Genomic DNA, 25,468 nt, shown 5'->3' on the forward strand with positions numbered 1-25,468 from the left:
AATAAGTTATCTAAGGCCAAAAACCTCTCTAAAGGGAAATATAGGCCTTTTTTGAAAAAAGACCTACTTAAACAGCAATTTAAATGTATAGGTCCTTTATATGTAAAGGATAGAGTCTTAAAACTTGATAAAAACAAAATAGAAAAACTAAATAGGAGAAAAACACTTATGCCTTTTTCAAATTCTATATAGGAAAAAAATTTGGTACAATATATGTGAGGGGTTATAATGAGATTAAAACCTATCCAAGAAAAATAGTATACCTAGAGAAGGCTTATCACTCCTCCCATATTATATTAAATGCAAAAAATAAAAGGATAAAAAATATGATTAAATGATTTTGCTTATGTTACAATAATAGAGCAGCAATTGATTATAGAATTTTTATAATCTGAAAAATCTAGATCTAAAATGTGTAGAACGATCCTAACCAGGCGGAATGAATCAATATGAAACAAGAAAGGATGAAAAACTGGATATGTCTAAGGAAAAAATTTTAGAAAGCGCAGTAATAGGCAATATTGGTCATATTGTTATTGTTTTTATTACTTTTTTACTCATATCTTTATTAGAACATTTAAAACCTTTGGGCATTTACTATGGCTTGAAATCCACACTTTTAATGGTGGTATTTGTACTTACTCTATTATTTTGGTTTTATATAGGCGTGCGATCGGCCAGTAATAATAGTGAAAATATCTATGGAAAGGGAATTATTGCAGCTATTATATGTGTTTTACCTGCTGGATTTTTTACTATTCTCAGTCAAGTGTTAGGAACACCGATAAATAAGGTAAGTGATTTTACCCAATGGAATATCTTTTATATGGTAGGAGGACCTACTTTGTTTTGGCATCGTCCCTTTTCTTTTGTGGGTGAACTTATTGCAGGAAACAATTTAAACTTTAACGGTTATATTATGCTGAATATCAATCTAATATTAGTCGCTGCTGTGGTATTTTTAGGGTCCATCTTCTTTGGGAAAAGCAAAAGAGGAGTTTAAGAGAGGGACAAGCCAGATGATGGGGAGGATATAGAAATTCCAAATCTAAAATCTAGGGATAGGAGAAACGGGATAAGCAGGAAAAGCCTCTCTCCTTTTATATCAATATAAAAAAGGAAGTGTAGATATGACCATATATTTTGATAATGCTGCCACTACCTTTCCCAAACCAGAAAGGGTATATGAAGAAATGGAAAGGGTTATGAGAAGTTGTGCCAACCCTGGCAGAGCAGGTCATAAAATGGCCTTAGAATCAGGGAGAATGATATATAAAACTAGAGAATTATTGGCAAAGCTATTTAAAATCCAAAATCCTATGCAAATTATATTTACTTACAATGCTACTGATGCCCTTAACCTAGGAATAAAAGGCTTTTTGAAAAAAGGCCACCACGTTATTACCACGAGCATGGAGCATAATTCAGTGATACGTCCTCTAAAGGTTTTAGAGAAAAAGGACATCATAGAATTAACGATTGTAAAAGGTGATCCCCAGGGAAATGTAGATGTAGAGGATATTGAAAGAGCCATTAAAACAAATACCCAGATGATTATCACTACCCATGCATCCAATGTTGTGGGTACCCTCCTTCCTATTGCAAAGATAGGGGCCATTGCGAAAAAACATGAGATTATTTATATGGTAGATGCTGCTCAAAGTGCAGGAGTATACCCCATAGATGTAGAGAAAATGAATATAGATATGTTGGCCTTTCCCGGCCATAAGAGTTTAATGGGACCTCAGGGTATTGGAGGATTGTATATTAAGGAAGGCTTGTTCGTGGAATCCTTAAGGGAAGGGGGTACAGGGAGTCAATCAGAGTCCTTGATACAACCAGATATGTTACCAGATCGTTATGAAAGTGGTACACCAAATACCATAGGAATAGCGGGATTAGGAGCGGGAGTTAAGTTTTTACTAGAAGAAGGCATGGATAGAATTAGGGAACATGAGGAAATGTTAACCCAGAGATTCATAGATGGAGTAAAGGAAATTGAAGCAGTAAAAGTATATGGGACTCAAGGTGCCAAGAAGCAAGCTGCTGTGGTATCTATAAATATGGGGCAAAGGGACACTTCAGAAATTAGTTTTATTTTAGATCATAAATATGATATCGCCTGTCGTTCAGGCTTACATTGTTCACCTTTAGCCCATAAAACCCTCGGTACCTTTGAACAGGGTACCCTAAGATTTAGTATGGGATATTTTAATACCAAGGAAGAAGTGGATGAAGTTATTAGTGCGTTAAAAGAAATAAGCAATGAATAAAGCCATAGAAGAAGGTTTGAAGAAAAAAATTTAAAAATTATTAATATAAAAATAAAGCGATATCTTAGGCTGATATCTCTTTATTTTTATGTGTATTTTAGTAATTGTGCCATATAAGATCCTTCGCCGCAAAGCTCCTCAGAATGACATCTTGCAAAACTCTTTAGGATGGTATTCTAGGGTTGTTGTCATTCTAAGCCTGTGGCGAAGAATGTTGGGTGTTAGACATGGGATCCTTCAATGCCTCTAGCATGACAACTACTTTTAGCGACGTACTATAAGAAAAATACGTCCTAGAATATACCGCTTATTATGAATAGGAACAGCTGGGGGAGTTAAATTCCGATTTGCCCATGTTTGAGCCCAAGAGTTTGTAAATTCGCTATATAGGTACCGTCAAAAACTCGCTACGCTCAGACACTTGACTTAAAGCGCCTATCTAGCTTCATTAACAAACTCTAAGTCTCTTCACAAAGCAAAATCTCCATTTAACTCCCCCAGCTGACACATAAATAGTGCGTCGTAAAAAGTGGCTGTCATGCTGAGGGAAACGAAGCATCTTATGTTTGTCTTTTGGGTCTAAGATCCTTCGCTAACGCTCAGGATGACAAGCCTTTTTATAACGCACTATTTACAGTTCAGCTGGATTAGTTAAATGGAGACTTGACGTAGTGTAGGGGTTTAGAGTTTGTTAATGTAGCTGGAAGCGTTTTAAGTCAAGTGTTTGAGCAAAGCGAGTTTTTGACGCTGCTGAAAGCAAATTTTACAAACTCTTACCCCAAACGTAGCAAGTCGGAATTTAACTAATCCGGCTGTTCCTATCATGAAAAGAAGGGCAGTCTACGACGCATTTATCTCCTGATATGACGCTTAATATAAAAAATTTGCATCAAGGGTTATTTTTCAAATGGTATTACAATTTTCTTTTTAAACAGCCCTTTACCAACCAATAAAATAATTTTCCCATCTTTTTCAATCCTTTTAATAGGCTTTCCCAAAACTTCTTCTAGTTTTTTAATAGATTCATCGTCGGGTATTCCTATAATTCCAATAGACATTGCATTCTTTCTCATTGTTGTACCTACCACCTTCATGTTGTTGGTCGATTATTAAGTCTTAATACTTTACTCATTCCCAGCATATAAGAATAGCAATTAATTGTTTTGTAATCCCCTTAGACTAAGGATACTTGCAGAGACTTTATTAAAGTTATAGTTTAATAGGTCCTAAGAATATTCAACCTGTAAATATAGAGATTGATTTTTATCCGTATACCCTTCATATGTGCTTTTGATTTATTTTTGATTGTGTTGAGATCCTACAATAAAGAATCATATTGATTAGGGAAATAAGGATCAATATATGTAGAACTATGTGATAGAAATCAGGGATATAAATGGTGGAAGAAGGTATTAATTTTATTGTATCTGCAAAATAATTCATTTTTCCTTGGGCAGGACCAAATATAGTAAAGTACCAGTGGGATAAAAATTGGGTGAAGAACCATAGAAAAAGCCACCCTGAAAGTAAATATTTCCCCAGTCTTTCTTTAAAAATAAATCCGATAAATAAAAATAAAAATATAAGGAAAAATACGCCATCTTCTCTGTAGGATCTAGTCACTAAAATACCATTGTCAATACTTACGCCTATCATATCTAGAAAAAACCATACTAACAAACACAAGTTTGAAATAAAACATATTTTCTTATTCATTTTTTCCCCCTATGATTTAAGTATATTGCTTTTTATGTATCATTACATATTTTGCACATGACGTCAATTTCATTTATTCCTTGCAGAAAATTATTTTTGTGGGGTAAAGCTCAACTTATCTTTAAAGGATTAAGACAATGGGATATTTATTTTCTATAGGTTTCTATTGCCTTCATTCCTCGAAATTTGTAGATTATTGTAGATGAAGGAGGATACTCTAGATAGATTATAGGGGTTAATCTATCTGTTTATCTAACTATATTTTACATAAATTTGTATTTAGAACAAAGCACTGGACTTTATCCCTCATCCCTTTATTACTAATATTTCCCGGGGAATAGTTACAAAATGTAAATAGAATAAGAGGGTAAATTATGATAATATAAAGAAGATATTATTGTATATTGATTTAAAATAAATTAGCATAATAGAGGGGAAAAGAGAATGGATCAAATTTTGAAACTTGTCGAAGAAAATCAATTATGGGTGCTTATTGGGCTGGTATTATTTTCCTTGTTATTATTGGTTTTATCCCTTGTCCAAAGTATTAAAATTGGGAAATGGAAGAAGAAATATTATAAGATGATGGGTGGAAAAAATCATCAGGTCATAGAGAACCTATTGCTTGAACACAACGAAAATCTAGCCCAGGCTCTAGGAAATCTAGAAGAAATCTTAGAAAGTCAAAGAAAATTAGATGAAAAGCTAGTAGATTGTGTGCAGAAAATGGGGGTTGTTCGTTATAATGCCTTTAATGATATGGGCAGTGATTTAAGTTATTCTATTGCCATGTTAGATGAAAAAAATAATGGTGTAATTATGAGTGGAATTTATGGAAGAGACTATTGCAATACCTATGCAAAACCTATTACTAACGGCGAATCTGATTATAAATTAACGGCAGAAGAAATATTAGCAATAGATAGGGCAAAGAAAAACACTATATATGCGTAGGTGAGCCTAATGAAAGTATATTTTATTGTAAATCCAATTGCTGGCAAGGGCAAAGGAAAGGAATTTATGGAACAAGCCATACATTTTATGAGGGATAGAAATGTACAATGGGAAATTGCTTACACCCAATACCCAGGGCATGCCATAGAATTGGCTTCTCAGGTTGATGACAATCTATACTCTAAGGTGGTATCTGTAGGTGGAGATGGTACAATCTATGAGATCATTAATGGACTAAAGGACAAATCCATATCCTTAGGAATAATCCCAGCAGGAACCGGTAATGATTTAGCAAGAAGTGTTCATATACCCTTGGATAAGCAGGAAGCTCTAAGGGTAATTTTTGATGGAAATGAAAAACAGATGGATATAGGAAATATGGAAGAACACCGTTTTGTTAATGTGGCCGGTGTAGGATTAGATGTAGAGGTACTAAGATGTACAGAATTTTTTAAAAAATTTGTCAAGGGATCTATTGCTTATGTATTGGGATTATTAAAGGCACTGTTTACCTTTAAGGCTATTGAATTGAATATCTCTATTGATGGAGTCATGCATCATGAAGAGGTGATGCTGTGTGCCATTGCTAATGGTCAATACTATGGCGGAGGAATGAAAATAGCTCCCACAGCTGATGTGGGGGATGGTTATTTCGATATCTATCTGATCACAAAGCTTTCTAAATTAAAGTTGCTTTTTTTATTTCCAAGGGTATTTAAAGGCAGCCATATAGATCTGCCCTGGGTCAAGACCTTCAGAGGGAAAAAAGTAACCATCACATCCAAGGAAGAGATTTGGGTAAATGCTGACGGAGAAATTTCGAAAAAACACTCTCCCACTTTTGAAATAATAGAAAAGGGCCTAAAAGTCTCAGTGGCCCAAGAGATGTCATTAATGGCGCAACCAGCAGATCAATAAGAATAAAATTGAATAAAAAACTACCTCCTGCTCATAATAAAGCTATTGGAGGTGGTTTTTTGAATATTGCTATAGATGGAAATTTGGAAGACATTCGAAAGGGTTTAGAAAACAAGGGATATCAGATTGTAAATCTAGGGGGGGATGAATCCATAGATGCCATAGTGTATATAAACAATGGTCATGAGGGATCAAACCTTCAACAGGAAACATCTAGCCCCACAATTTTTACAGGAGAAAATATTCATACAAAAAATGGAGCCTTTATGATAAATGCTAGAGATAAGTCTATTGATGAAATTGACCAATTATTAAAGCAAAGAAGTTATTCTCCCCTTTTTAGAGATTTTTATTAAACACCTTAAAATCTAAGATTAACCACCAAGGAAGGTTAGCACTCCTAATGTATGAATGCGTGAAACTCTTGGGTGACTTACCGCCCTCAGTGCATTTCTGCTTTAGACAACTCTCAAGCTATTGAAACAGAATATATTGTACGCTTATCATGGTAGCAGGGTGGTCTTCATACCACCCTGATATTGTTTCTAACCATCTTTTCCTATCCTTCTTTCAAATACTTCTTCTTTAGATGTAAAAAAACCATCAAAAAGTAAAAAATTCCTATGTAATGATTGACTAATAACATCGGCCATTTTCATTACTAAATTTAATCTGGTGTTTTGTAAAACAATATATTCCATAAATCCACCAATATTTACTATACCAGTAATGTGCATGTCACCTATAGGGGGCAAGCTTTTATTTACTCCAGCTCCTGGTTTTAAAGGTCCCGGAGAAATATTAATATAGCCTACACGGTCAAACTTACCTAAACAGGCATCAACGGCGATAATAAAAGGAGAGGGAAACTCCCTTTTTATTTTCTCGATATATTCTTCCAAATTTTTGGCGTGAACAGGACTTTCCAGGGTACCCAAAATGTGGATATTGGTATATTTGTTTTGGTGCCTATGTAATTTATGACCAATTAGGGGACCTAAACAATCGCCGGTGGAACGGTCTGTACCAATGCATAAAACAATAATGTTCTCAATATTTCTTGGCAGGATACTTTTTATGCATTGATGAAAATACTCAGAAAAACGAGCTATAGCCTGGGGAGTATCACTGCTTATGGTATAGGTTTCAAACTGATTTTTAGCAAAAGATGTCATGGACAACCTCCTTCCTCTAGTACATTGTTTCCATAAGGGAAGGATTTCATGAATAAAGATGTTATAAAATAAGTGGATATTTATGGAGAATTTTTATAATAATATTTTTGAATGGAATTCTTTTCTTTATAAAAAAAATATATAGCCCTAAGATACAAAGATTATTATGGTATCATTATATAAATAAGAAATTTTAAATTTTTTCAATATAAAAATAGGGATAAAGAGAAGGAGGAATTGTCATATGAGTAGAGAAATAGATTGTAGAGGGTTAAATTGTCCCCAACCGGTGATTAATACAAAAAAAGCCTTAGATGAAATGAAAGCAGGGAGTATAATTACCATAGTGGACAATGAAGTTGCCAAGGAGAATGTAAAAAAGCTAGCACAAAAAATGAATACCTTAGTGGATGTAGAAGAAAAGGATGGGAATTATTACATCACCCTCACCAAAGGGGAAGAGGGCGTACAGCCTATAGAAAATATACAACCTGTAGTACAGAAGGGCAATGGGGAATTTGTTATTTTAATAGGAAATGATAAAATGGGTACAGGGGAAGAAGAATTGGGCAATATTTTGATCAAGGGATATTTATATACCATGACAGAGGTAGAGCCACGACCCGATAAGCTAATTTTTGTAAATAATGGAGTGAAATTAGCCTGTATAGGATCACCCTCTATAGAACACCTAAAAAGACTAGAGGAAATGGGTGTAGAGATTATGTCCTGTGGCACTTGCTTGGATTATTATCATCTTAAGGAACAACTACAGGTAGGAAATATATCCAATATGTACACCATTGTAGAATCCTTGCATGAGGCTGGAAAATCTATAGTATTATAAAAAGAAAAAGGAAGATACCCATGACAGATAATTATTATATCATTGCATTTAACTCAACTCATCATGCAATTTCTACTGAGCAAGCTTTAAAGGAAGCACAGAAAAAAATCATGATGATACCCACACCCAGGGAAATCACTAGTAGTTGTGGTCTCTCCCTACAAATACAAGAAAAAGACATACCCTTTGCCCAGGAAACTTTAAAGAATAAAAACCTTTCCTATTATGGAATATTTAAGGTAAAAGTAGAACAGGGGAAAAAGAGTATTGAAAAAATAGTAGAGCAGGGGGATGGACATTGAAGTGGTTAGAAAACCTACTAACTCGATTGGGTAAAGATCCCACAGAATTTTTTATTCAACTTTCTGATGAAGCCATAAAAATATTAAGTGAAGGGGCTAAAAAATTCTTAGGAGCCATTTTGGTCTTTATTGCCATGAGTATTGCAATAAGGTTGGGAAATAAGATTATTGATAAATTTTTTCATAGAAAAAGTCTGGGAAAAATTTCTATAGAAGAGAGAAGGGCCAATACCCTATCTACAATTTTAAAGAGTGTATTTAGGTATCTAATCTATTTTGTAGGAATTGTGACTATTGTAGGATTTTTTATGGATGTTACCTCCATTATCGCTGTTGCCGGGGTGGGAGGACTGGCCATAGGCTTTGGTGCCCAGGATTTAGTCCGTGATGTAGTTACAGGATTTTTTATTTTTCTAGAGGATCAGTTTTCTGTGGGAGATTATATTAATATAGACAGTTTTGGAGGAATCGTAGAAAATATGGGCCTAAGGACTACCCAAATTCGGGATTTCAATGGAGACCTTCATATTCTCCCCAATGGGGAAATTTCTAGAGTCACCAATCACTCCAGAGGAAATATGAGAGCTATGGTAGATGTACGTATAGCCTATGAGGAGGATATCCAAAGGGCAATAGAGATTTTAAATAAACTGTGTCAAAAGATTGCCAAAGAAAATGATACAATAGTAGAAGGCCCTGATGTCCTAGGGATACAAAATCTAGGAGAGTTCTCCATAAGCATTAGGATTGTGGCTAAAACGATAAATATGGAACAATGGGCAGTGGAAAGACTACTACTCCAGGAGATTAAGCAAGCCTTTGATGAGGAAGGTATAGAAATACCCTATCCTACTAGAAGTGTTTATCAAAAGAAATTAGAACAATAGCAGGGAGGAAAAGTCATGGGAGACAAATATAGTCTTAGGGATATTGTCCAAACCAAAAAGGGACATCCCTGTGGTAGTGACCAATGGGAGATCATTAGAGTAGGTATGGATTTTAAAATAAAATGTTTGGGCTGTGGTCGGGTGGTTATGCTCCCCCGTTCTAAGTTTGAAAAAAGTGTAAAAAAGATAGTAAAAAAGGTAGAGGATGACAGCCAAGAATGAGCTTGTCTAGCTAAGGCTGAACATCAAAACTTTAGGTAGAAACTCTACTTCATATGAAGAAAAAATATTGGGAACCCACCTTGTAGAAGATGGAGTCTTAAAAATGGATTAAAAACTTTTCTTTATAATCAATATGTGATATAATATCGTTCTGTAAGTCCATGCTCTATATTATATAGGGCCGTTAGTCCAGATGGGAGGTGAAGGTAATGAACAAATATGAAACTATTTTTATTATTCGTCCAGAGGCAGAGGAAGAATTGGTTCAATCCTTAATTGAAAAAACAACAGGAATTATTGAAACCAATGGCTCTGTTGAAAGCATTGATCAATGGGGAAAGAGAAAATTAGCTTATGAAGTAAAAGGATTTAAAGAAGGATACTATGTTTTAATGAATTATACAGCTGATCCTGCTATTCCTGCTGAATTAGATCGTGTTTTCAAAATCACAGAAGATATTATTCGTCACATTATTATTAAAGAAGAAGAATAATAAATAGGCGGTGGAAAAATGTTAAATAAAGTTTCTTTAGTTGGTAGATTGACCAAGGATCCAGAATTAAGATATTTGGGTAATGGTACTCCAGTAGCCAATTTTACTCTTGCGATCAATAGAGCTTTCAAGAATAGAGATGGTGAAAGAGAAGCAGATTTTATTAACATCGTAGTTTGGAGAAAACAGGCAGAAAATTGCGCGAATTATATAAATAAAGGAAGTTTAGTTGCGGTATCTGGAAGAATCCAATCCAGAAGCTATGAAGGTAGCGATGGGCAAAGAAGATATATCACTGAAGTAGTGGCAGACGAGGTTCATTTCTTAGAGTCTAAAAACAGAGACAATAGAGGTGGTGGATATCCATCTCAGGACAATGCCACTAAAGACGTTGATTTAGATGACCTCTATCCAATTGATGGAGAAGAGGATGAACTTCCATTCTAGAAAAGGAGGGAAAAATATGGCTAGACCATTCAGAAGACCTAAAAAACGTGTTTGTAGTTTTTGTGCGGATAAAGTAGATCATGTTGATTATAAAGATATAAGAAAACTTAGCAAGTACGTTACTGAAAGGGGTAAAATTTTACCTAGAAGGGTTTCAGGTAACTGTGCAAAACACCAAAGGCAATTAACAATTGCCATCAAAAGAGCAAGAAGTATTGCTTTATTACCCTTTACTGCAGAATAAGCAAATAAGCCCATCCATAGGATGGGCTTATTTATTATAAAAGAGAAGAGCTTGTCTTGTTGGTAAGAGACCAAGCTTTTGTATTACATCCAATAAAGCAGCTTTGCTGCTATTTTGTAATATGGGAAAGTTGATCATGCCCCTCCAAAGCAACTTTTCCTATGGCATTAGGGCAGAGCCAACCGTTTTCACGATAAAAAAGTCTGCTATTTCATTCAATATAAGGATAAATAAGAAAACCCAAAAGTCTTTTTTAGAATTAGGAGATATCTGATATAATAGAATAATAGGGGGGATGTGAGTATGAACTCCATGAATAAGGATATGGATATTACAAAGAACATCAGAATGATTGAATGGCTAAAGTGCGAATTATTAGCTGGGGTCTCTAGTCTTTTTGACCTATGCTTTAAGGGTGTTAAGATTAGCCAAGAAGCCATTATTGATGTGCTTGCTAATATTATTATGGTAACTTATTTAGCGGGAAAAAGATTAGGCGTAAAGTATGAAGATATAGATAAAAAGCTGGAAAGTAAGTTAAAGTTGGGTATTGTAGAAGAACACGAAGCAGAAAAATGGTTTGGAGATCTATCTAATTTATGCCAATATATCAAAAACAATAGATAGAGGTGTTTATATTTGAATAAAAAATTTAATACCAGAGCAATGACCGAGGGAGCGATTATGGCTGCTTTAACCGCTCTTTTAGGAGTTCTTAGTTATTATATCCCTTTTCTTAACCTATTAATATTTATTTGGCCCATTCCGATTATTGTTTTGGGGATAAGACAGGGGATGACCATCAGCCTATTGGCTACCTTTATAGCTTCTGTTTTAGTAAGTATATTTACTCCTATTGTTTATTCGGGATATTTGATTTTGATGTATGGTTTATTAGGTATTGTTTTGGGATACGCTTATCAGAAACAATGGAGTATATCTAAGACTGCACTCTTGGGATATGTGACCTCCTTGCTATCTATTGTGGTAATGTTTCAATTTTATAGAATCATTGTAGGCGTGGATATTCTTACTGAAATGACTGAAATGATGAAATTGTCTATGGGGGAAATCACCAATATGTACCAGAAAATGGGTGTTGACCCCAATATCTTAGATCAGGCAGTAGAAAGAATAGAGAATATGATGCAGACGGTCAACATGCTATTTCCTGCTATCTTATTGACCATACCCATGGCCATTACAGGAATAAATATGTTGGTCACACAAAAGCTTTTACCAAGATTAGGATATCACCAGGTGGCCAAAATTCAACCCTTAAGGAATTGGAAGTTACCTAGTCATGCAAATTATGGTTTATTTTTTATAATCGTCTTAACCACTTTAGGTCAATACTTAAAAATTCCTAATTTTGATATGGTCCATCGCAATGTTTTGTATTTAATTCTTATGGTATTTTTCATCCAAGGCTTAGCCGTTATCTCTTATTTTTTTCACCATAGAAACTTTTCCAAAGGAATTAAATTTATAGGATATCTATTTATCCTACTGACCCCCTTTCTACAAATCATGATTCATTTTATTGGTTTGTTTGATGTAGTCTTTAATTTTAGAAACCTAATAAAACATAATGGGCGCTAATTTGCCGGGAGGTTCAACTATGAAAGACGGAAAGTTTTGGAATATATTAATACCAGATACAACCATTCATCTATGGATTATAGCAATCCTTGTTATGATTATATTTATTTATAATCCTATTGTTGCTAGTATAGGCGTATTGATTCTGTTGTATCTTATTTATTACAATTGGCGTAGTATACATGAAAAGAAAGAAAAATGGACGAAATATATTGAAAATTTATCTATAAATATTGATACTGCTACCCAGAAGACTCTTTTGGATTTACCCTTACCTCTTGTCATTTTAGAGGAAGACGGTACCATTATTTGGTACAACGAAGAATTTTCCAATATTTGCAATCAACCCAACCTGTTGGAAGAAAAGATTGTAGATGTTTTTAAAGATATTCATATAAAAGAAATCTTAGAAAGTAGCAAGGAGGGAAAAAAATCCCTTACCGAAAAGATAGATGGACGTACCTATGAGGTGTTAAGTAATGTAGTTGAGGTATCCAATCATAAAAAAATAAGTAAAAATATTATTATGATGTATTGGGTAGATAAAACCTCCTATGTTCATATAAGGGAGCGTTATCAGCAGGAAAAACCCTCCATTGCCTTCATACAAATAGATAATTATGATGAAGTGATGCAATCAACTGCTGAAAACAATAGATCTCTTATTGTAGCGGCTATTGATAGAAAGATCAATATGTGGGCAAAGCAAAGCGATGCTCTGCTTAAAAAATATACCAATGATAAATACATTATGATTTTTGAAAACAAGTATTTAAATGCCCTGGAGGAAAAAAGATTTGATATCTTAGATACCATAAGGGAGATTCAATCAGGAAATAAAATTCCTATTACCCTAAGTATTGGGTTAGGGGTGGGTATTGAGGGAAATACTCCATCTAAATCTCAGGAATCTGCTAATGCTGCCCTAGATATTGCCTTAGGTAGGGGAGGAGACCAAGCCGTGGTAAAAAAAGGAGAGAAACTATCCTTCTACGGTGGAAAAAGTCAGGCAGTAGAAAAAAGAACAAAGGTAAAGGCCAGGGTAATGGCCCATGCCTTAAAACAATTTATAGAGCAAGCAGATCAGGTATTTATTATGGGTCATGATCTTCCAGACTTGGATAGTCTTGGATCTGCCTTAGGGATTTATAGGTGTTGTCGAGCCCTCAACAAGGACGCCCATATCATCTTTAAAGAATCCAATCCAAATATTGATACATTATATGAGAGAATGGTCAGGGAGGAGTACAATAAAGTTTTTCTTTCTCCTGAAAAGGCTAAGAAGAGTACTACCGATAAAACACTATTGGTAGTAGTAGATACCCATAGACCAAGCTTTACCCAATCACCAGAGCTCCTAGAGGAAGTAAGCAGAGTCATTGTGATTGATCACCATAGAAGGGCATCAGAGTTTATTGAAGACCCAGTGCTTACCTATCTGGAACCCTATGCATCTTCTACTAGTGAAATGGTAACTGAGATTCTCCAATACATTGAAGATAAAATAGAACTAGAGCCTATAGAGGCTGACGCATTATTGGCAGGCATTTTTATTGACACCAAAAACTTTACCTTTAAAACTGGAGTACGTACCTTTGAGGCTGCTTCTTATTTAAGAAGAAGAGGAGCCAACACCATTTCCTCAAGGCAATTATTTCAAAATAATATGTCTACCTTTGTAGCCAAGGCAGAGGCTGTACAAAGGGCTCAAATTTTTAAGGACAATATTGCCATTTCGATTAGCCCATCTGATGTGCGGGATGCCAATTTAATTGCAGCACAGGCCGCCGATGAGCTTTTAAATATTAGCGGGATTATTGCTTCCTTTGTGATGACAGCCCGGGATAATCACATTTCTATTAGTGGCCGTTCCTTAGGGGATGTCAATGTCCAGGTAATTTTAGAAAAACTTGGTGGAGGAGGTCACCTGTCAGTGGCAGGGGCCCAATTAGTAGATATGGATTTTGAAGAAGCAACAGTCTTATTAAAAAATGCCATTGAAGAATACTTACAGGAAGGGGAAGAAAAATGAAAGTAATTTTAAAACAAGATATAAAAGGATTAGGTAAAAAAGGAGAAATTGTCAATGCCAGTGATGGCTATGCAAGAAATTATTTATTACCTAAGGGGTTGGTAGTAGAGGCTAGTCAAGGCAATATAACCAAGGTAAAAGAACAAAAAAAGGCAGCGGAGATTAGAAAAAAAAGAGAAGTAGAAGAAGCCCAAGCCCTAGCAGATAAAATATCAAAAACCACTATTGTCATTCAAGAAAGAGCAGGGGAAGATGGAAGATTATTTGGCTCTGTAACCAGTAAGGATATTGCCCAAGTGTTACAAAGCCAAAAAAAGATAAAAGTAGATAAAAGAAAGATCAGTTTAGCAGAACCCATTAGATACGTGGGCAATATAAATGTAGAAGTAAAAGTATATCCTGACATCACAGGGAATTTGACTGTCAAAGTAGAGGCACAAAATTAGAAGTTAGGGTAGTGGGAGGTAAAAGTGAATGGATGCAATGATGGGACGTGTTCCACCTCAAAGTATAGAAGCAGAGCAATCTGTTTTAGGATCAATGTTGTTAGATAAAGAGGCTATTGCCGGGGCTACAGAAATCTTGATAGCAGAGGATTTTTATAGAGAAGCCCATGGGGCAATATTTGATGCCATTGTACAGATATACAATAGATCTGAACCAGTGGATTTCATCACATTATCTGAGCAATTAAAAAACACCAATATATTGGAACAAATAGGAGGAGCAGCATATTTAGCTGAATTAGCTAACGCTGTTCCCTCTTCCTCCAGTGTACGCCATTATGCAAAGATTGTAGAAGAAAAATCTTTAATGAGAAAATTAATTAGAGCTTCTTCGAACATTCTGGATAAGAGCTATGAAGGCTCAGAGGAAATAAGTGATCTTATTGAAATGGCAGAGAAGAGAATATTTGACATTTCCCAGGGGCGTACTACTGATGGGTTTGTACCCATAAGAGAGGTACTTTTGGATGCCTTTGATAATATTGAAGCGTTATTTAAAAATAAAAGTCAAATTACCGGTATTCCCACAGGGTTTACTGATATAGATAGTAAAACCTCAGGCTTTCAAAAGTCAGACTTTATATTAGTCGCTGCCCGTCCTTCTATGGGCAAAACAGCCTTTGCACTAAATATCGCCCAACATGCGGCAGTAAAAGAGAAAGTGCCTGTAGCCGTATTTAGCTTAGAGATGTCTAAAGAGCAATTAATCCATCGTATGCTATGCTCCGAAGCCCATATTGATAGTCAGAAATTGAGAACAGGAGATTTACAAGAAAGCGATTGGGATAAGTTGGCCCAAGGAATGGCTATTTTAGCAGAAGCTCCTGTATTTATTGATGATACTCCTGGTATCAGCGTAATGGAGATGAGGGCTAAGTGTAGAAGACTGAAGATGGAACATGGATTAGGGCTAATCCTGATTGATTATTTACAATTGATGTCGGGGAATGGCAAGATAGAGAGTAGACAACAGGAAATTTCAGAGATTTCCCGTTCCCTAAAGGCCCTTGCTAGGGAAATGGATTGTCCAGTATTGGCTCTTTCCCAGCTCAGTCGTGCTCCAGAGGCTAGAGCAGATCATAGGCCCATCCTTTCAGACTTGAGAGAATCAGGCGCCATAGAGCAGGATGCCGATGTAGTTATGTTTTTATATAGGGATGAGTATTACAATCCAGATACCGAGGAAAAAAACATAGGTGAAGTGAGTATTGCCAAGCAAAGAAACGGTCCCACCGGGGTAATTAAGTTGGTGTGGTTGGGACAATTTACTAAGTTTGCTAGCTTGGAAAGACATCATCAATAGGAAATTTGCAAAAAAATTATGGATAAGTTATAGATAGCATTTTAAACTTATCCATGATTTTTTTATTTTTTAGAAATGTTAACCCCATAGCAGAGAGTTATCCCCTCTCTTTGCCTAAGAGGTGAAAAGGAAATATAGATAATATATCGAATATTATCTAATAAATGCTTGTTAATATTCGCATGTTGATTGATTTTCACGCTTATTTTTGATAGTATAGCATAGGGAAGTTCAGGTTTTACCCTATAAAAATGAAGAAGGTGGGGGCGTAATATGGGGAAAATATATGATGTCATTATTATTGGTGCGGGACCAGCAGGAATTTTCACTGCTTTAGAACTGACAAAGCAAAATAAGGATGTAAAAGTTTTAATCATAGATAAAGGAAGAGAAATCCATAGGCGTAAGTGTCCTGCTCGTACCACAAATCATTGTGTGGGCTGTGATCCCTGTGGAGTAACGAGTGGATGGTCAGGAGCAGGTGCCTTCAGTGATGGAAAGTTATCCTTAAGTCATGAGGTAGGTGGACATATCACTGATTATATGTCTGAAGAAGAGGCCCAATCTCTTATTCACTATGCAGATGAAATTTACTTGGAATTTGGTGCCCAAAGAAAGATCCATGGCTTGAATGAGAAAAAAATAGAAGAGATACAATATCAATCTTCTAAACACAATATACGCTTAATTCCTTGTCCAGTGAGGCATCTAGGGACAGAAAAGGCCTTTGACGTCTTAGGTGGGATGTATGATTATTTGATTAAAGAAGATCATATAACCTTTATGGAACTAACAGATGCATTGGATATTCTTGTGGAAAATGAAAAAGTAAAGGGAATAAGGGTACAGAAAAAAGGGCAGGATAAAGAAATCCTATTGGGAAAATATATTATAGCAGCTCCTGGTAGAGGAGGCGCCCAATGGCTAAGCCAGCAAACACAAAAACTATCTATTGATACCACAAATAATGCGGTAGATATTGGCGTTAGGGTAGAGGTGCCCAATAGCATTATCGATCATCTCACTAAGGATTTATATGAGGCAAAACTAGTATACTATTCCGATACCTTTGAAAATAAGGTTAGAACCTTTTGCATGAATCCTGGAGGCGTGGTATCCCAAGAGAACTATGAAGGTGGGATAGCCTTAGTCAATGGACATAGTTATGCCGATGAAAAATTAAAAACAGACAATACAAATTTTGCATTATTAGTATCTACATCTTTTACAGAACCCTTTAATGAACCCATTAAATATGGACAGTATATTGCAAATCTAGCAAATATGCTAACTGGTGGTGGGATTCTGGTACAAAGATTAGGGGATCTATTAAAAGGAAGACGGACGGACAAGGATCGTCTAAAAAAATCTACCACTATACCCACTATGAAACACGCGGTACCAGGAGATTTAAGCTATGTCTTACCCAATAGACATCTGACTTCTATTATAGAAGCCCTACAGGCCTTTGATAAGGTAGCCCCAGGGTTATATTCTAAGAATACCCTTCTTTATGGAGTGGAATGTAAGTTTTATAGCAGTAAGGTAAAAGTAAATCCTAATTTTGAAACAGAGATTGAAAACTTATATACCATTGGAGATGGTGCAGGGATTACCAGAGGATTGATGCAAGCCTCGGTTACAGGAATTGTGGTTGCACGGGATATCGTCAATAAAGAAGAAAAAAACTTATCTATTTTGTAAAAAAATAATTGACTTTTTAGGTAAGCTAATGTAATATATATAAATGTGGGACAAGAAAGCTTGTCCATTTGACCCATTAGCTCAGTCGGTATAAGTAGGGAGCCAAAATTATGAAATAATTTTTCGCGAGTCACTTAATTCCGATGAGATCTATGGAAGGCAAATAGTAAAAAGTTAACAGCAACACTGTAGGTTTCCTGACCCATTAGCTCAGTCGGTAGAGCACCTGACTTTTAATCAGGGTGTCCGGCGTTCGAGTCGCCGATGGGTCACCATTGGCCCCTTGGTCAAGCGGTTAAGACACCGCCCTTTCACGGCGGTAACAGGGGTTCGAGTCCCCTAGGGGTCACCATTTTTGGTCGCATAGCTCAGCTGGGAGAGCACCTGCCTTACAAGCAGGGGGTCATAGGTTCGAGCCCTATTGCGACCACCATTTTTATATTGAAGATAAAGAAGTGGCCTGGTAGTTCAGTTGGTTAGAATGCCAGCCTGTCACGCTGGAGGTCGAGGGTTCGAGTCCCTTCCAGGTCGCCATTTTAATCTAGATATGAAGTGATAATTGAATTATGCTGGCGTGGCTCAACGGTAGAGCAGCTGACTTGTAATCAGCAGGTTGTAGGTTCGATTCCTATCGCCAGCTCCATTTCTATATTACACCCTTAGAGGTGTTTTTTTTATGCCTGTAATATTGTATAGTTTTTAGGTTATTCTATGCACAAGGGTTATAGGTCAAGCTCTTTTTAGAATATAGATAGATAACATGATTCTAAGGAAGTGTATAAAGTGGCAAAAAGAATGATCAGAAATATCACTTTAGTATTACTTATGGTTTTTATCTGCATCATGGGTGTGCAGCTTCATGAGGGTTTATTATCTCATTTTTGGAGCCCTCAAAGTAGTAATCATCTCTCCCAACATGGATTACATCATTATGATCTAGAGGCTAGATTTGTAGAGAAGGATAATACCCTGCAGGTAATACAAAGGACTACATATTTTAATAAACATTCCAAAGATTTTGAGACTATTTATTTTCATTTATATCCCAATGCCTATGGGGACAAAGAAAATCTTCCCTTCCCATCAGATGAAATGGAATTTGCTTATCCAAAGGGGTTTGAACCAGGCAATATAGAAATAAAAAATGTCAAGGTGCAAGGAAAGCAAGTCAAATATGATGTGGAAGGCCAACAAAAAACTATTCTCAAAATTGATTTACCAGAAGTATTAAAATCCCAAGGGGAAGTTACTCTTTATTTTGAATATGAAGTAAAGATTCCGCCTTCAGCTAGCAGATTTGGTTATGGAGAGACTACTTACAATCTGGGAAATTGGTATCCTGTTGCTGCTGTATATGATGATGAGGGATGGAATTTAGACCCCTATTATGCTATAGGAGACCCCTTTTACAGTGAAGTAAGCAATTATAAAGTTTCTTTAACCCTACCAAAGGAATATCAATTGGCTACCACAGGGGACATTGTAAATACACAAAAAACAAAGGGACAGAAGAAAGAAAAGACATGGACAGTTCAGGCCAATGGGGTAAGAGATTTTGCCTGGGTGATGAGCAAGGATTTTAAAATATTACGGGACAAAGCGGGAGATACAGATATTCACGTATATTATGGGGAAAATCAGCAGGGCAAGAAGGCTTTAGAGGTGGCAAAGGATTCTATTGATATTTTTAATAAAAGTTTTGGAATTTATCCCTACAAACAGTTTTCAGTAGTAGCCAGTGATTTCTACATTGGAGGAATGGAATACCCTAATTTGGTATATATAGATAAAAATGTTTTTGCTATGGATACTACCTTGATGTTGGAATATATCATCGCCCATGAAACTGCTCATCAATGGTGGTATGGTATAGTAGGGAATAATCAGGTGAAGGAGCCTTGGATAGATGAGGCCTTAACGGAGTATTCTACAATTTTATATTTCAGGGAGAAGTATGGAGAAGAAATAGGAATGCGGGTATTTAAAACCATGGTGGTCGATGATTACACTAGAATAAAGGATAAACTCCCAGGAAAGAAAGAAATTATTGCCAGAAGCGTTGATGAATTTAAAGACAATCGAGAATATTCTGGACTGGTCTATAGTAAAGGGGCTATAATGTTTTATCAGTTAGAAAAGGAGATTGGAAAGGAAAATATGCTTTCTATATTACAATATTATATGGGGGAAAATCAATTTACCAATGTACAGGGAAAAGATATAAAGAGTATTACCAAAGCGGTTACCGGCAAGGATTATCAGAAGTTTTTTGAACGATGGTTAGGGAAATAAAAAAAGGGTGGAAGTTTATTCTTCCCCCTATTTTTGATGCTAGAGTATCATAAATAAATATATATTTCTTATTTGCAGAAGCGGATAATCCCTACCTTTTACCTTAGCTTATAAAATATTCTTTCTTTTTATCCGAATATCTTCTCCATAAAATTTATAAAGTTGAAAATGCCCCAGTATTCTGGAGGTAAAACGATTAGGATATTTTTCTTGAAGCTCTCTGAGGGACAAGTTAGTGGATATCACCATTTTTTTTCCTGTAAGTAAGCGCTTATTGATGATGTTAAATAATTCCATTTTTGCAAACTCTGTTAGATTCTCAGTTCCCAAATCATCAATGATGAGTAGATCGCTTAAATAAATTCTTTCTAACAAAGTATTTTCTTGGTTGTTATTTTGATCAAATTTATTTTTTCGAATAAAGTCTATCAAATCCGAGGAGGTTTGATAAAGGACAATTTTACCCTTTTGTAATAATTCCTTTGCAATGGCATGGGAAAGAAAGGTTTTTCCAAGACCAGGGCTGCCGTAAAAGAAAAGATTTTTGTTGTGATTTTCAAAGTCTTTAGCATAATTAATACATCCCAGTAAAATGTTTTCCATATTCTTACGGGGGCTTTCCTCTTGGCCCTCTTGTTCTTTATCGGCATAATAGTCTATATGAAAAGTATCAAAGTTTTCTTTTTCTAATAAATTATGTAAGTTAGATTGCACATAGGCTTTATCGATTAGACGTTGTTCAAAACATTTACAACGTTTTGTTCCAATAAAACCCTTGTCTTGACAAAAGTTACAAGAAAACTTGAGTTCCAAATAATCTACAGGATAACCATGGGAAGCCAATATTTCAGCTCTTTCCATTTGTAAGTCAATACTTTTTTCCTTAAGTTTGGCAGTGAGCTGTTCTACCTGTTCTGGATGGGACTGCACAGCTTTTACTACCTCTAACCCTATTTCTCTCATTTTATTTTCAATGAGAGCTAACTCAGGGATCTCCTGGTAGAGTTTTTCTTTACGCATTTTTAGTTTTCTTTGACTATCTTCCCTTTTCTTATCATACTCTTGGATAATGTCAACAATAAGTGATTTAATCACTTATATCACTCCTAGTTCTTTTTAAAAGTTTTTTTTCTAGACTCTCTATATCATAGCTATGATCTAGATCAAGCTTACTACTGATTTTTTGAGAAGGCTTTTTGGGCGTATATTTTTTGTCTGCAACCATAGGTTGTTCATTTTTCACCTCTTGCAGGGTGGTAAAGCCTTTGTCATGCCAATCAGTAAGAATTTTATCAATATAATTGAAATTAGGCTCAGAAATTGCTGTAGTTTTTGCACAGGCTTCTAAAATAATCTCTATGTCTAAATTATATTTTATAATCCACTTATCCATTAATTCTTCTTCTTTTTGGGAAGGTTGCCTGTTTTTAAACCCAAGGGAAGACATGATTTTAAAGTATTTTTCCCATTTATCTCTATGGGTACCCATGTACTTTTCAGCATCTTCTACATCGATAATGCCAGCATCATACCAGTTAAGAGCTACTTTTCTGATATAGGCCATTTCCTTACGTCCCCGACTAAAGCAATCCTCTAGCATGAGAATAATGACCTCGGGAGAAAAGGAATATTCAGTCATCCATTGGTGAAAAAGCTTCATTTCCATAGGACTCAATGGTCGCCCATACATTTTCTCAATAATTTCATGCATTTCTTTTACCTTTTGGTTTTTTCTAGAAGAAACCAACTCCTGGGTAGATCCTTCGACTGTATTGGAGGTTACCAAGGAAGATTTATTTAATACCACCTCTTTTATATTTAAAAAGGAAATCATCTTGTTTTCATCTTCAGCCGGAGATATATGGACAATGCCTTGAGCTTGCCAATAATTCCAGGCTTTCACTACATCAGATTCTAATAAGCCCAAGGCTTTAGCGATTACTTCATTAGAAATGCTGTGATTTGTACTTTGAAAACAAAACTTTAGCCCCAGAAGATATACTTTGACAAAGTCACCGGGAGCTTTTGGTAAATAATGATTGATAAATAAATTTTCCACTGGGGTAATTCCTAAGTCGTCATTTTGTATTGTAAGTTGAAACTTGTTCAATCAATACACCATCCTTTAGAAATTATACTTCTATTATAGCATAATTGGGACAGGTATATCATATGCTAAAACCATATGGAAGGAATTTTTAAAAAAAATCCCGTATTCTGTTGTATTTTATGAAATATGTGGTAAACTATGAATGTTCGTGAATTTATATAAAAACGTTACATAAACGTTACAAACTTTGTAAAGACATTACATACATATAAGGGAAATGATTATAGGGGAGTGTAAACATGGGAGAAATACTTGAGAAGATGAAGAAGATTTTTAAGGAATTTTCCAGTAAAATAACACAAATAAATAGAGACAAAAAAGTTTTACGGATGAAAGAATTAATCATTAAAAGAAAATTAGGATTGACCCTATCTTTTACGGCCATAGTTGTGGCATCTTTATTATTTCTGGGAGCTTATCAATCAGGTCTAGGGTATAAAGTCATTTTCAATGGTCAGGAGATAGGCGTTGTAAAAAGGCAACAAGATTTTCAACAGCTATTGGAAGGGATGAAGGAAGAAATCACTTTAGCTAGAGGAGATGAGGTTCTTTTCCAGCAGGAGGTAGCCTTTGAAAAAATCAGAATAGAGAAGGAAGATATTACTTCAGAGGATCATCTTCAAAAGGCTTTATCTCAAAGTGTTGAATTGAAAAAGGCCGGTGCAATTATCAAAATTGACGGTAAGGAAGTTGTTGCTGTAGAAAACAAAAACATTGCAGAGGATATTTTAGAAGAAATTAAAAAACCATATACAAACACAAAAGAAAATGTAGAACTTAAGGAAGTTAGTTTTGTAGAGAAGGTAGAAATAGTGGAAAAAGATATTCCGCTAGGGAAAATTTCTCCTAAAGAGGAAGCCACCCAGTATTTGGAGCAAGGAACAGATGAAGTAGAAATCTACCAAGTTGCTTTGGGAGATACTACTTGGGATATCTCTAGAGCCTTTGATGTGGGAATCAGAGAAATAGAAGAAAGTAATCCTGATGTAAACATTGATGATTTACATCCTGGAGATGAAATTAATTTAACTGTACCAAAGCCTTTTATCAGTATAAAAAGTGTACAAGTTATGACAACCACTGAACAAACTCCTTTTGAAACCATCTATAAAGAGGATAAGAAGTTAGAGAAAGGGAAACAAAAGGTTATTACTGAAGGAAAATATGGGGCTAAGGAAGTTACAGCAGAGATAGTCTTTAAAAATGGAATAGAAGAGACCAAAACTATTTTGTCAGAAAAAGTGATAAAAGAACCTACAGATAAAGTTGTAGCAAAGGGCACCAAAGCAAAGCCCTCTACGGCTAGAACGGGACAATTCAGTAGACCTGCATCAGGACGGACAGGAGCAGGAGGATTATTTGGTGTCGCGCGATCCGGTGGAAGACGTCATGCAGGAATCGATATTGCAAATAGTACAGGGACCCCTATTTATGCGGCAGATGGAGGAAGTGTCACCAGCTTTATCGGCTATAGGGGTGGATATGGTTATATTGTGGAAGTGAATCATGGGGCAGGCTATACCACAAGGTATGCCCACCTAAGTAAAATACTAGTAAGCTCAGGGCAAAGAGTATCCAAAGGACAGCAAATTGCAAAGATGGGTAATACTGGAAATAGTACAGGTCCCCATTTGCATTTTGAAATTCGAAAAAATGGGACACCTCAAAATCCATTTAATTATATATCCAGGTAGAGGAAAGAAGATAGAAAAATCCGGTCAATACTTATTTTGACCGGATTTTTCTATCTTTACCTATTCTCTTTTATTTAGTGTCTACCTTGTTTTTACTTGAACTCATTGCTAAGTAGTTTCTCAATATTAAGAATACCTTTCCCTTGAATATTTTTATCCACATGAAGACTGTCGCAGGACATTTCTATAGCAAGTTTTACCTCCTCTGGGGTAAATTGAGGATGCTTTTCCAAGAGTAAAGCAATTGCTCCTGTCACTATGGCAGAGGAGGCAGAGGTACCAGAAAAAGATAGATAGGGATGAAACTTGGTATTGAAATTTAAAGATATAATTTGTCGGGCGGGAGCCACTAAATCGGGTTTTGTCCCATTTGCCAGGGTAGGGCCTCTACTGGAAAAATCACATAGGCCATCTTCCATACCTGGCCGTGCAGTTTTTTTACTCCCTCCTACAGTGATCACCTTTTCCGAAGTACCGGGGGATAGGATAGTGGATTGGTGGGGCCCGTTATTGCCGGCAGCACACACTACAGTTATGTTCTCATCCCACAGGGTGTTTACTGCCTCCACCAAAGGATCCCATACTACCGGATAGGGATAATCTACGCCAAAGGGTAGATGAAGGATTTGAATATTGTGCTTTTCTTTATTTTCCAATACCCATTGTAGGGCTTGTAGAACACTTTTAGTTTCACCAGATCCAGATTGGTCCAAGCATTTTAAACCAATAAGTAGGGCATCGGGTGCAATTCCCTTATATTGTCCCTTAGACATTATACCGTTTCCAGCCATACAACCGGCCCCAAAGGTGCCATGACCATGATCATCATAGGCTCTAGAAAGATTATGGATAAAATCTTTAAAATAAATAATCCTATTTTTAGGCCTAGATAAGTCACCATGGGGATGAATCCCTGTATCTAAATGGGCAATAACTACATTTCTTCCCGTATAACCAAATTGATTTACCTGAGATGAACCTATCTTATCCGTCACTTCATCCATACAGGAATATACCCTATGATTTGCAGACATATAAGTAATAGCGGGCAGGTTTAAAATTTTTTTTATATGTTTAATAGGTACCTTGGAATAAAAACTATTAATAATAGAGAAGTATTCTATATCTCTGCATCCCAATCTTTTAAAAGTTCTCTCTATAGAATGTTCAACACCTTTTTTCACTTGGATAATCATGGGGAAATGGGATATAGGATAGGATTCTAAATTCCATAGAATGGAAGGCTCTATCCTATTGTTATGATTTAATCCTATGGACTTAATAAAATTAGAAAAACTTTTCATATAAAGTTCCTCCCCAAAAAATAGACTATATTATCAAGTTATGTAGGAGCAAGGAAAGTGTGACAGAATAAAAAACTACATTAAGTAAAGTATCTAAATTAGAGAGCTCGAATTTATAAGGTATTTACAAAGGGATGATTGTCTTTTATATAGAATAAAGTTATCAAGAAAGAAATGCTTGGTATAAAATGGATTGTCAGTGGGATTAGGATATAGAAAATTGCCCTTAAAGGTTTATCAAAGTAAATAAGGGGTATAAATATAACTACCTGCTAATGAAAAGTCATAAGCCCCATAGCAGGGTATATATTTTTACAATCTATGTACTCGTTTTCAAAAAACAAAGATTTCTTGCTATGGAGAAGGAAAATAAAAAGCTTTGTTGAATTGTTATAAAAACAAAGGGGTAATTTTATAAAACAATTATAAAGCTTGAAACTCC

At 35.6% G+C, this 25,468-nt stretch carries 26 protein-coding genes and 5 tRNA genes; 25 read left to right on the top strand and 6 right to left on the bottom strand.

Translation table 11 applies throughout. From position 1 onward, the window contains the following. Positions 1-439: 439 nt before the first annotated feature. Positions 440-1,003, top strand: coding sequence for a hypothetical protein (locus NSA47_RS09700; protein ID WP_257531412.1), 564 nt, complete (start codon positions 440-442; stop codon positions 1,001-1,003). Positions 1,004-1,130: 127 nt separating this feature from the next. Then, the gene (locus NSA47_RS09705) at positions 1,131-2,273 is read left to right on the top strand and encodes an aminotransferase class V-fold PLP-dependent enzyme (protein WP_257531415.1); all 1,143 of its coding nucleotides are present in this window, start codon (positions 1,131-1,133) and stop codon (positions 2,271-2,273) included. Between the two features lie 896 nt (positions 2,274-3,169). Here NSA47_RS09705 and NSA47_RS09710 read toward each other — a convergent pair. After that, a complete protein-coding gene (locus NSA47_RS09710) occupies positions 3,170-3,346 on the bottom strand; it encodes a hypothetical protein (protein ID WP_257531417.1) in 177 nt (58 codons plus the stop codon). A gap of 205 nt (positions 3,347-3,551) precedes the next feature. After that, positions 3,552-3,989: a hypothetical protein gene (locus NSA47_RS09715; RefSeq protein ID WP_257531418.1), complete on the bottom strand. Its 438-nt coding sequence runs from the start codon at positions 3,987-3,989 to the stop codon at positions 3,552-3,554. 444 nt (positions 3,990-4,433) lie between these two features. Between NSA47_RS09715 and NSA47_RS09720 the strand changes: the two genes are divergently transcribed. From NSA47_RS09720 to NSA47_RS09730, 3 genes are read left to right on the top strand one after another with little or no spacing between them, the layout of a single operon-like run. Then, on the top strand, positions 4,434-4,943 hold the full coding sequence (locus NSA47_RS09720; RefSeq protein WP_257531421.1) for a DUF4446 family protein: 510 nt from the start codon (positions 4,434-4,436) through the stop codon (positions 4,941-4,943). Positions 4,944-4,952: 9 nt separating this feature from the next. Next, a complete protein-coding gene (locus NSA47_RS09725; protein WP_257531423.1) occupies positions 4,953-5,861 on the top strand; it encodes a diacylglycerol/lipid kinase family protein in 909 nt (302 codons plus the stop codon). 59 nt (positions 5,862-5,920) lie between these two features. Then, a complete protein-coding gene (locus tag NSA47_RS09730; RefSeq protein WP_257531425.1) occupies positions 5,921-6,217 on the top strand; it encodes a YkuS family protein in 297 nt (98 codons plus the stop codon). 189 nt (positions 6,218-6,406) lie between these two features. Here the strand turns inward: NSA47_RS09730 and yyaC are convergent, their stop codons facing one another. Then, positions 6,407-7,036, bottom strand: coding sequence for a spore protease YyaC (yyaC, locus tag NSA47_RS09735; RefSeq protein ID WP_257531427.1), 630 nt, complete (start codon positions 7,034-7,036; stop codon positions 6,407-6,409). 244 nt (positions 7,037-7,280) lie between these two features. On the opposite strand from yyaC, the gene yedF reads away from it, so the two are divergent. The 19 genes from yedF (at position 7,281) to NSA47_RS15450 (ending at position 19,918) form a co-directional block, all read left to right on the top strand. Next, a complete protein-coding gene (gene yedF, locus NSA47_RS09740) occupies positions 7,281-7,883 on the top strand; it encodes a sulfurtransferase-like selenium metabolism protein YedF (protein ID WP_257531429.1) in 603 nt (200 codons plus the stop codon). Between the two features lie 20 nt (positions 7,884-7,903). Further along, positions 7,904-8,185 carry a putative Se/S carrier protein gene (locus tag NSA47_RS09745; protein ID WP_257531431.1) on the top strand — a complete coding sequence of 94 codons (282 nt, stop codon included), beginning with the start codon at positions 7,904-7,906 and terminating at the stop codon, positions 8,183-8,185. Beyond that, positions 8,182-9,072, top strand: a complete 891-nt coding sequence (locus NSA47_RS09750) for a mechanosensitive ion channel family protein (protein WP_257531433.1) — start codon at positions 8,182-8,184, stop codon at positions 9,070-9,072. The genes NSA47_RS09745 and NSA47_RS09750 overlap by 4 nt, the downstream gene beginning before the upstream one ends. A gap of 15 nt (positions 9,073-9,087) precedes the next feature. Further along, a complete protein-coding gene (locus NSA47_RS09755; protein WP_257531434.1) occupies positions 9,088-9,294 on the top strand; it encodes a DUF951 domain-containing protein in 207 nt (68 codons plus the stop codon). 209 nt (positions 9,295-9,503) lie between these two features. Beyond that, entirely contained in the window at positions 9,504-9,788 is a 285-nt protein-coding gene (rpsF, locus tag NSA47_RS09760) for a 30S ribosomal protein S6 (protein ID WP_257531436.1), read from the top strand. A gap of 18 nt (positions 9,789-9,806) precedes the next feature. Continuing rightward, a complete protein-coding gene (locus NSA47_RS09765) occupies positions 9,807-10,235 on the top strand; it encodes a single-stranded DNA-binding protein (protein ID WP_257531438.1) in 429 nt (142 codons plus the stop codon). Continuing rightward, positions 10,219-10,479, top strand: a complete 261-nt coding sequence (gene rpsR, locus NSA47_RS09770; RefSeq protein WP_373370319.1) for a 30S ribosomal protein S18 — start codon at positions 10,219-10,221, stop codon at positions 10,477-10,479. The genes NSA47_RS09765 and rpsR overlap by 17 nt, the downstream gene beginning before the upstream one ends. A 303-nt stretch (positions 10,480-10,782) precedes the next feature. Beyond that, a complete protein-coding gene (locus NSA47_RS09775) occupies positions 10,783-11,106 on the top strand; it encodes a MazG-like family protein (RefSeq protein WP_257531442.1) in 324 nt (107 codons plus the stop codon). Positions 11,107-11,118: 12 nt separating this feature from the next. Beyond that, positions 11,119-12,081: a YybS family protein gene (locus tag NSA47_RS09780; protein ID WP_257531445.1), complete on the top strand. Its 963-nt coding sequence runs from the start codon at positions 11,119-11,121 to the stop codon at positions 12,079-12,081. Positions 12,082-12,100: 19 nt separating this feature from the next. Beyond that, on the top strand, positions 12,101-14,113 hold the full coding sequence (locus NSA47_RS09785) for a DHH family phosphoesterase (protein ID WP_257531447.1): 2,013 nt from the start codon (positions 12,101-12,103) through the stop codon (positions 14,111-14,113). After that, a complete protein-coding gene (rplI, locus tag NSA47_RS09790) occupies positions 14,110-14,559 on the top strand; it encodes a 50S ribosomal protein L9 (RefSeq protein WP_257531449.1) in 450 nt (149 codons plus the stop codon). Before NSA47_RS09785 ends, rplI begins: the two co-directional genes overlap by 4 nt. A gap of 28 nt (positions 14,560-14,587) precedes the next feature. After that, positions 14,588-15,922: a replicative DNA helicase gene (dnaB, locus tag NSA47_RS09795; RefSeq protein ID WP_257531452.1), complete on the top strand. Its 1,335-nt coding sequence runs from the start codon at positions 14,588-14,590 to the stop codon at positions 15,920-15,922. Between the two features lie 273 nt (positions 15,923-16,195). Continuing rightward, a complete protein-coding gene (locus NSA47_RS09800) occupies positions 16,196-17,626 on the top strand; it encodes an NAD(P)/FAD-dependent oxidoreductase (RefSeq protein WP_257531454.1) in 1,431 nt (476 codons plus the stop codon). Between the two features lie 199 nt (positions 17,627-17,825). Continuing rightward, positions 17,826-17,901 (top strand) — tRNA-Lys (locus NSA47_RS09805). Between the two features lie 2 nt (positions 17,902-17,903). Next, positions 17,904-17,978 (top strand) — tRNA-Glu (locus tag NSA47_RS09810). A gap of 5 nt (positions 17,979-17,983) precedes the next feature. Continuing rightward, positions 17,984-18,059: transfer RNA gene (locus tag NSA47_RS09815), tRNA-Val, on the top strand. A 24-nt stretch (positions 18,060-18,083) separates the two neighbouring features. After that, a tRNA-Asp gene (locus NSA47_RS09820) sits at positions 18,084-18,160 on the top strand. A 34-nt stretch (positions 18,161-18,194) separates the two neighbouring features. After that, positions 18,195-18,269 (top strand) — tRNA-Thr (locus NSA47_RS09825). Between the two features lie 140 nt (positions 18,270-18,409). Next, a complete protein-coding gene (locus NSA47_RS15450; RefSeq protein WP_257531456.1) occupies positions 18,410-19,918 on the top strand; it encodes a M1 family metallopeptidase in 1,509 nt (502 codons plus the stop codon). Between the two features lie 108 nt (positions 19,919-20,026). On the opposite strand, the gene NSA47_RS09835 is transcribed toward NSA47_RS15450, so the two are convergent. Together NSA47_RS09835 and NSA47_RS09840 are read right to left on the bottom strand one after the other, a co-directional pair. Beyond that, entirely contained in the window at positions 20,027-21,013 is a 987-nt protein-coding gene (locus tag NSA47_RS09835) for an ATP-binding protein (protein WP_257531458.1), read from the bottom strand. Then, positions 21,006-22,028, bottom strand: coding sequence for a DnaD domain protein (locus tag NSA47_RS09840; RefSeq protein WP_257531460.1), 1,023 nt, complete (start codon positions 22,026-22,028; stop codon positions 21,006-21,008). Before NSA47_RS09840 ends, NSA47_RS09835 begins: the two co-directional genes overlap by 8 nt. A gap of 239 nt (positions 22,029-22,267) precedes the next feature. Here NSA47_RS09840 and NSA47_RS09845 point away from each other — a divergent pair, with 239 nt between their 5' ends. Next, positions 22,268-23,722 carry a M23 family metallopeptidase gene (locus NSA47_RS09845; RefSeq protein WP_306811148.1) on the top strand — a complete coding sequence of 485 codons (1,455 nt, stop codon included), beginning with the start codon at positions 22,268-22,270 and terminating at the stop codon, positions 23,720-23,722. A 92-nt stretch (positions 23,723-23,814) separates the two neighbouring features. Here the strand turns inward: NSA47_RS09845 and NSA47_RS09850 are convergent, their stop codons facing one another. After that, positions 23,815-25,026, bottom strand: coding sequence for a S8 family peptidase (locus NSA47_RS09850; RefSeq protein ID WP_257531462.1), 1,212 nt, complete (start codon positions 25,024-25,026; stop codon positions 23,815-23,817). Positions 25,027-25,468 lie beyond the last annotated feature (442 nt).

This window comes from Irregularibacter muris (assembly GCF_024622505.1).
In the GTDB taxonomy this organism is placed as follows: domain Bacteria; phylum Bacillota; class Clostridia; order Eubacteriales; family Garciellaceae; genus Irregularibacter; species Irregularibacter muris.

What these genes read in the sequence shown, in the direction of transcription:
- NSA47_RS09700 (WP_257531412.1), top strand. Translation starts at nt 440, where the DNA reads ATGAATCAATATGAAACAAGAAAGGATGAAAAACTGGATATGTCTAAG.
- NSA47_RS09705 (WP_257531415.1), top strand. Translation starts at nt 1,131, where the DNA reads ATGACCATATATTTTGATAATGCTGCCACTACCTTTCCCAAACCAGAA.
- NSA47_RS09710 (WP_257531417.1), bottom strand. Translation starts at nt 3,346, where the DNA reads ATGAGAAAGAATGCAATGTCTATTGGAATTATAGGAATACCCGACGAT.
- NSA47_RS09715 (WP_257531418.1), bottom strand. Translation starts at nt 3,989, where the DNA reads ATGAATAAGAAAATATGTTTTATTTCAAACTTGTGTTTGTTAGTATGG.
- NSA47_RS09720 (WP_257531421.1), top strand. Translation starts at nt 4,434, where the DNA reads ATGGATCAAATTTTGAAACTTGTCGAAGAAAATCAATTATGGGTGCTT.
- NSA47_RS09725 (WP_257531423.1), top strand. Translation starts at nt 4,953, where the DNA reads ATGAAAGTATATTTTATTGTAAATCCAATTGCTGGCAAGGGCAAAGGA.
- yyaC (WP_257531427.1), bottom strand. Translation starts at nt 7,036, where the DNA reads ATGACATCTTTTGCTAAAAATCAGTTTGAAACCTATACCATAAGCAGT.
- yedF (WP_257531429.1), top strand. Translation starts at nt 7,281, where the DNA reads ATGAGTAGAGAAATAGATTGTAGAGGGTTAAATTGTCCCCAACCGGTG.
- NSA47_RS09745 (WP_257531431.1), top strand. Translation starts at nt 7,904, where the DNA reads ATGACAGATAATTATTATATCATTGCATTTAACTCAACTCATCATGCA.
- NSA47_RS09755 (WP_257531434.1), top strand. Translation starts at nt 9,088, where the DNA reads ATGGGAGACAAATATAGTCTTAGGGATATTGTCCAAACCAAAAAGGGA.
- rpsF (WP_257531436.1), top strand. Translation starts at nt 9,504, where the DNA reads ATGAACAAATATGAAACTATTTTTATTATTCGTCCAGAGGCAGAGGAA.
- NSA47_RS09765 (WP_257531438.1), top strand. Translation starts at nt 9,807, where the DNA reads ATGTTAAATAAAGTTTCTTTAGTTGGTAGATTGACCAAGGATCCAGAA.
- rpsR (WP_373370319.1), top strand. Translation starts at nt 10,219, where the DNA reads ATGAACTTCCATTCTAGAAAAGGAGGGAAAAATATGGCTAGACCATTC.
- NSA47_RS09775 (WP_257531442.1), top strand. Translation starts at nt 10,783, where the DNA reads ATGAACTCCATGAATAAGGATATGGATATTACAAAGAACATCAGAATG.
- NSA47_RS09785 (WP_257531447.1), top strand. Translation starts at nt 12,101, where the DNA reads ATGAAAGACGGAAAGTTTTGGAATATATTAATACCAGATACAACCATT.
- rplI (WP_257531449.1), top strand. Translation starts at nt 14,110, where the DNA reads ATGAAAGTAATTTTAAAACAAGATATAAAAGGATTAGGTAAAAAAGGA.
- dnaB (WP_257531452.1), top strand. Translation starts at nt 14,588, where the DNA reads ATGGATGCAATGATGGGACGTGTTCCACCTCAAAGTATAGAAGCAGAG.
- NSA47_RS09800 (WP_257531454.1), top strand. Translation starts at nt 16,196, where the DNA reads ATGGGGAAAATATATGATGTCATTATTATTGGTGCGGGACCAGCAGGA.
- NSA47_RS09845 (WP_306811148.1), top strand. Translation starts at nt 22,268, where the DNA reads ATGGGAGAAATACTTGAGAAGATGAAGAAGATTTTTAAGGAATTTTCC.
- NSA47_RS09850 (WP_257531462.1), bottom strand. Translation starts at nt 25,026, where the DNA reads ATGAAAAGTTTTTCTAATTTTATTAAGTCCATAGGATTAAATCATAAC.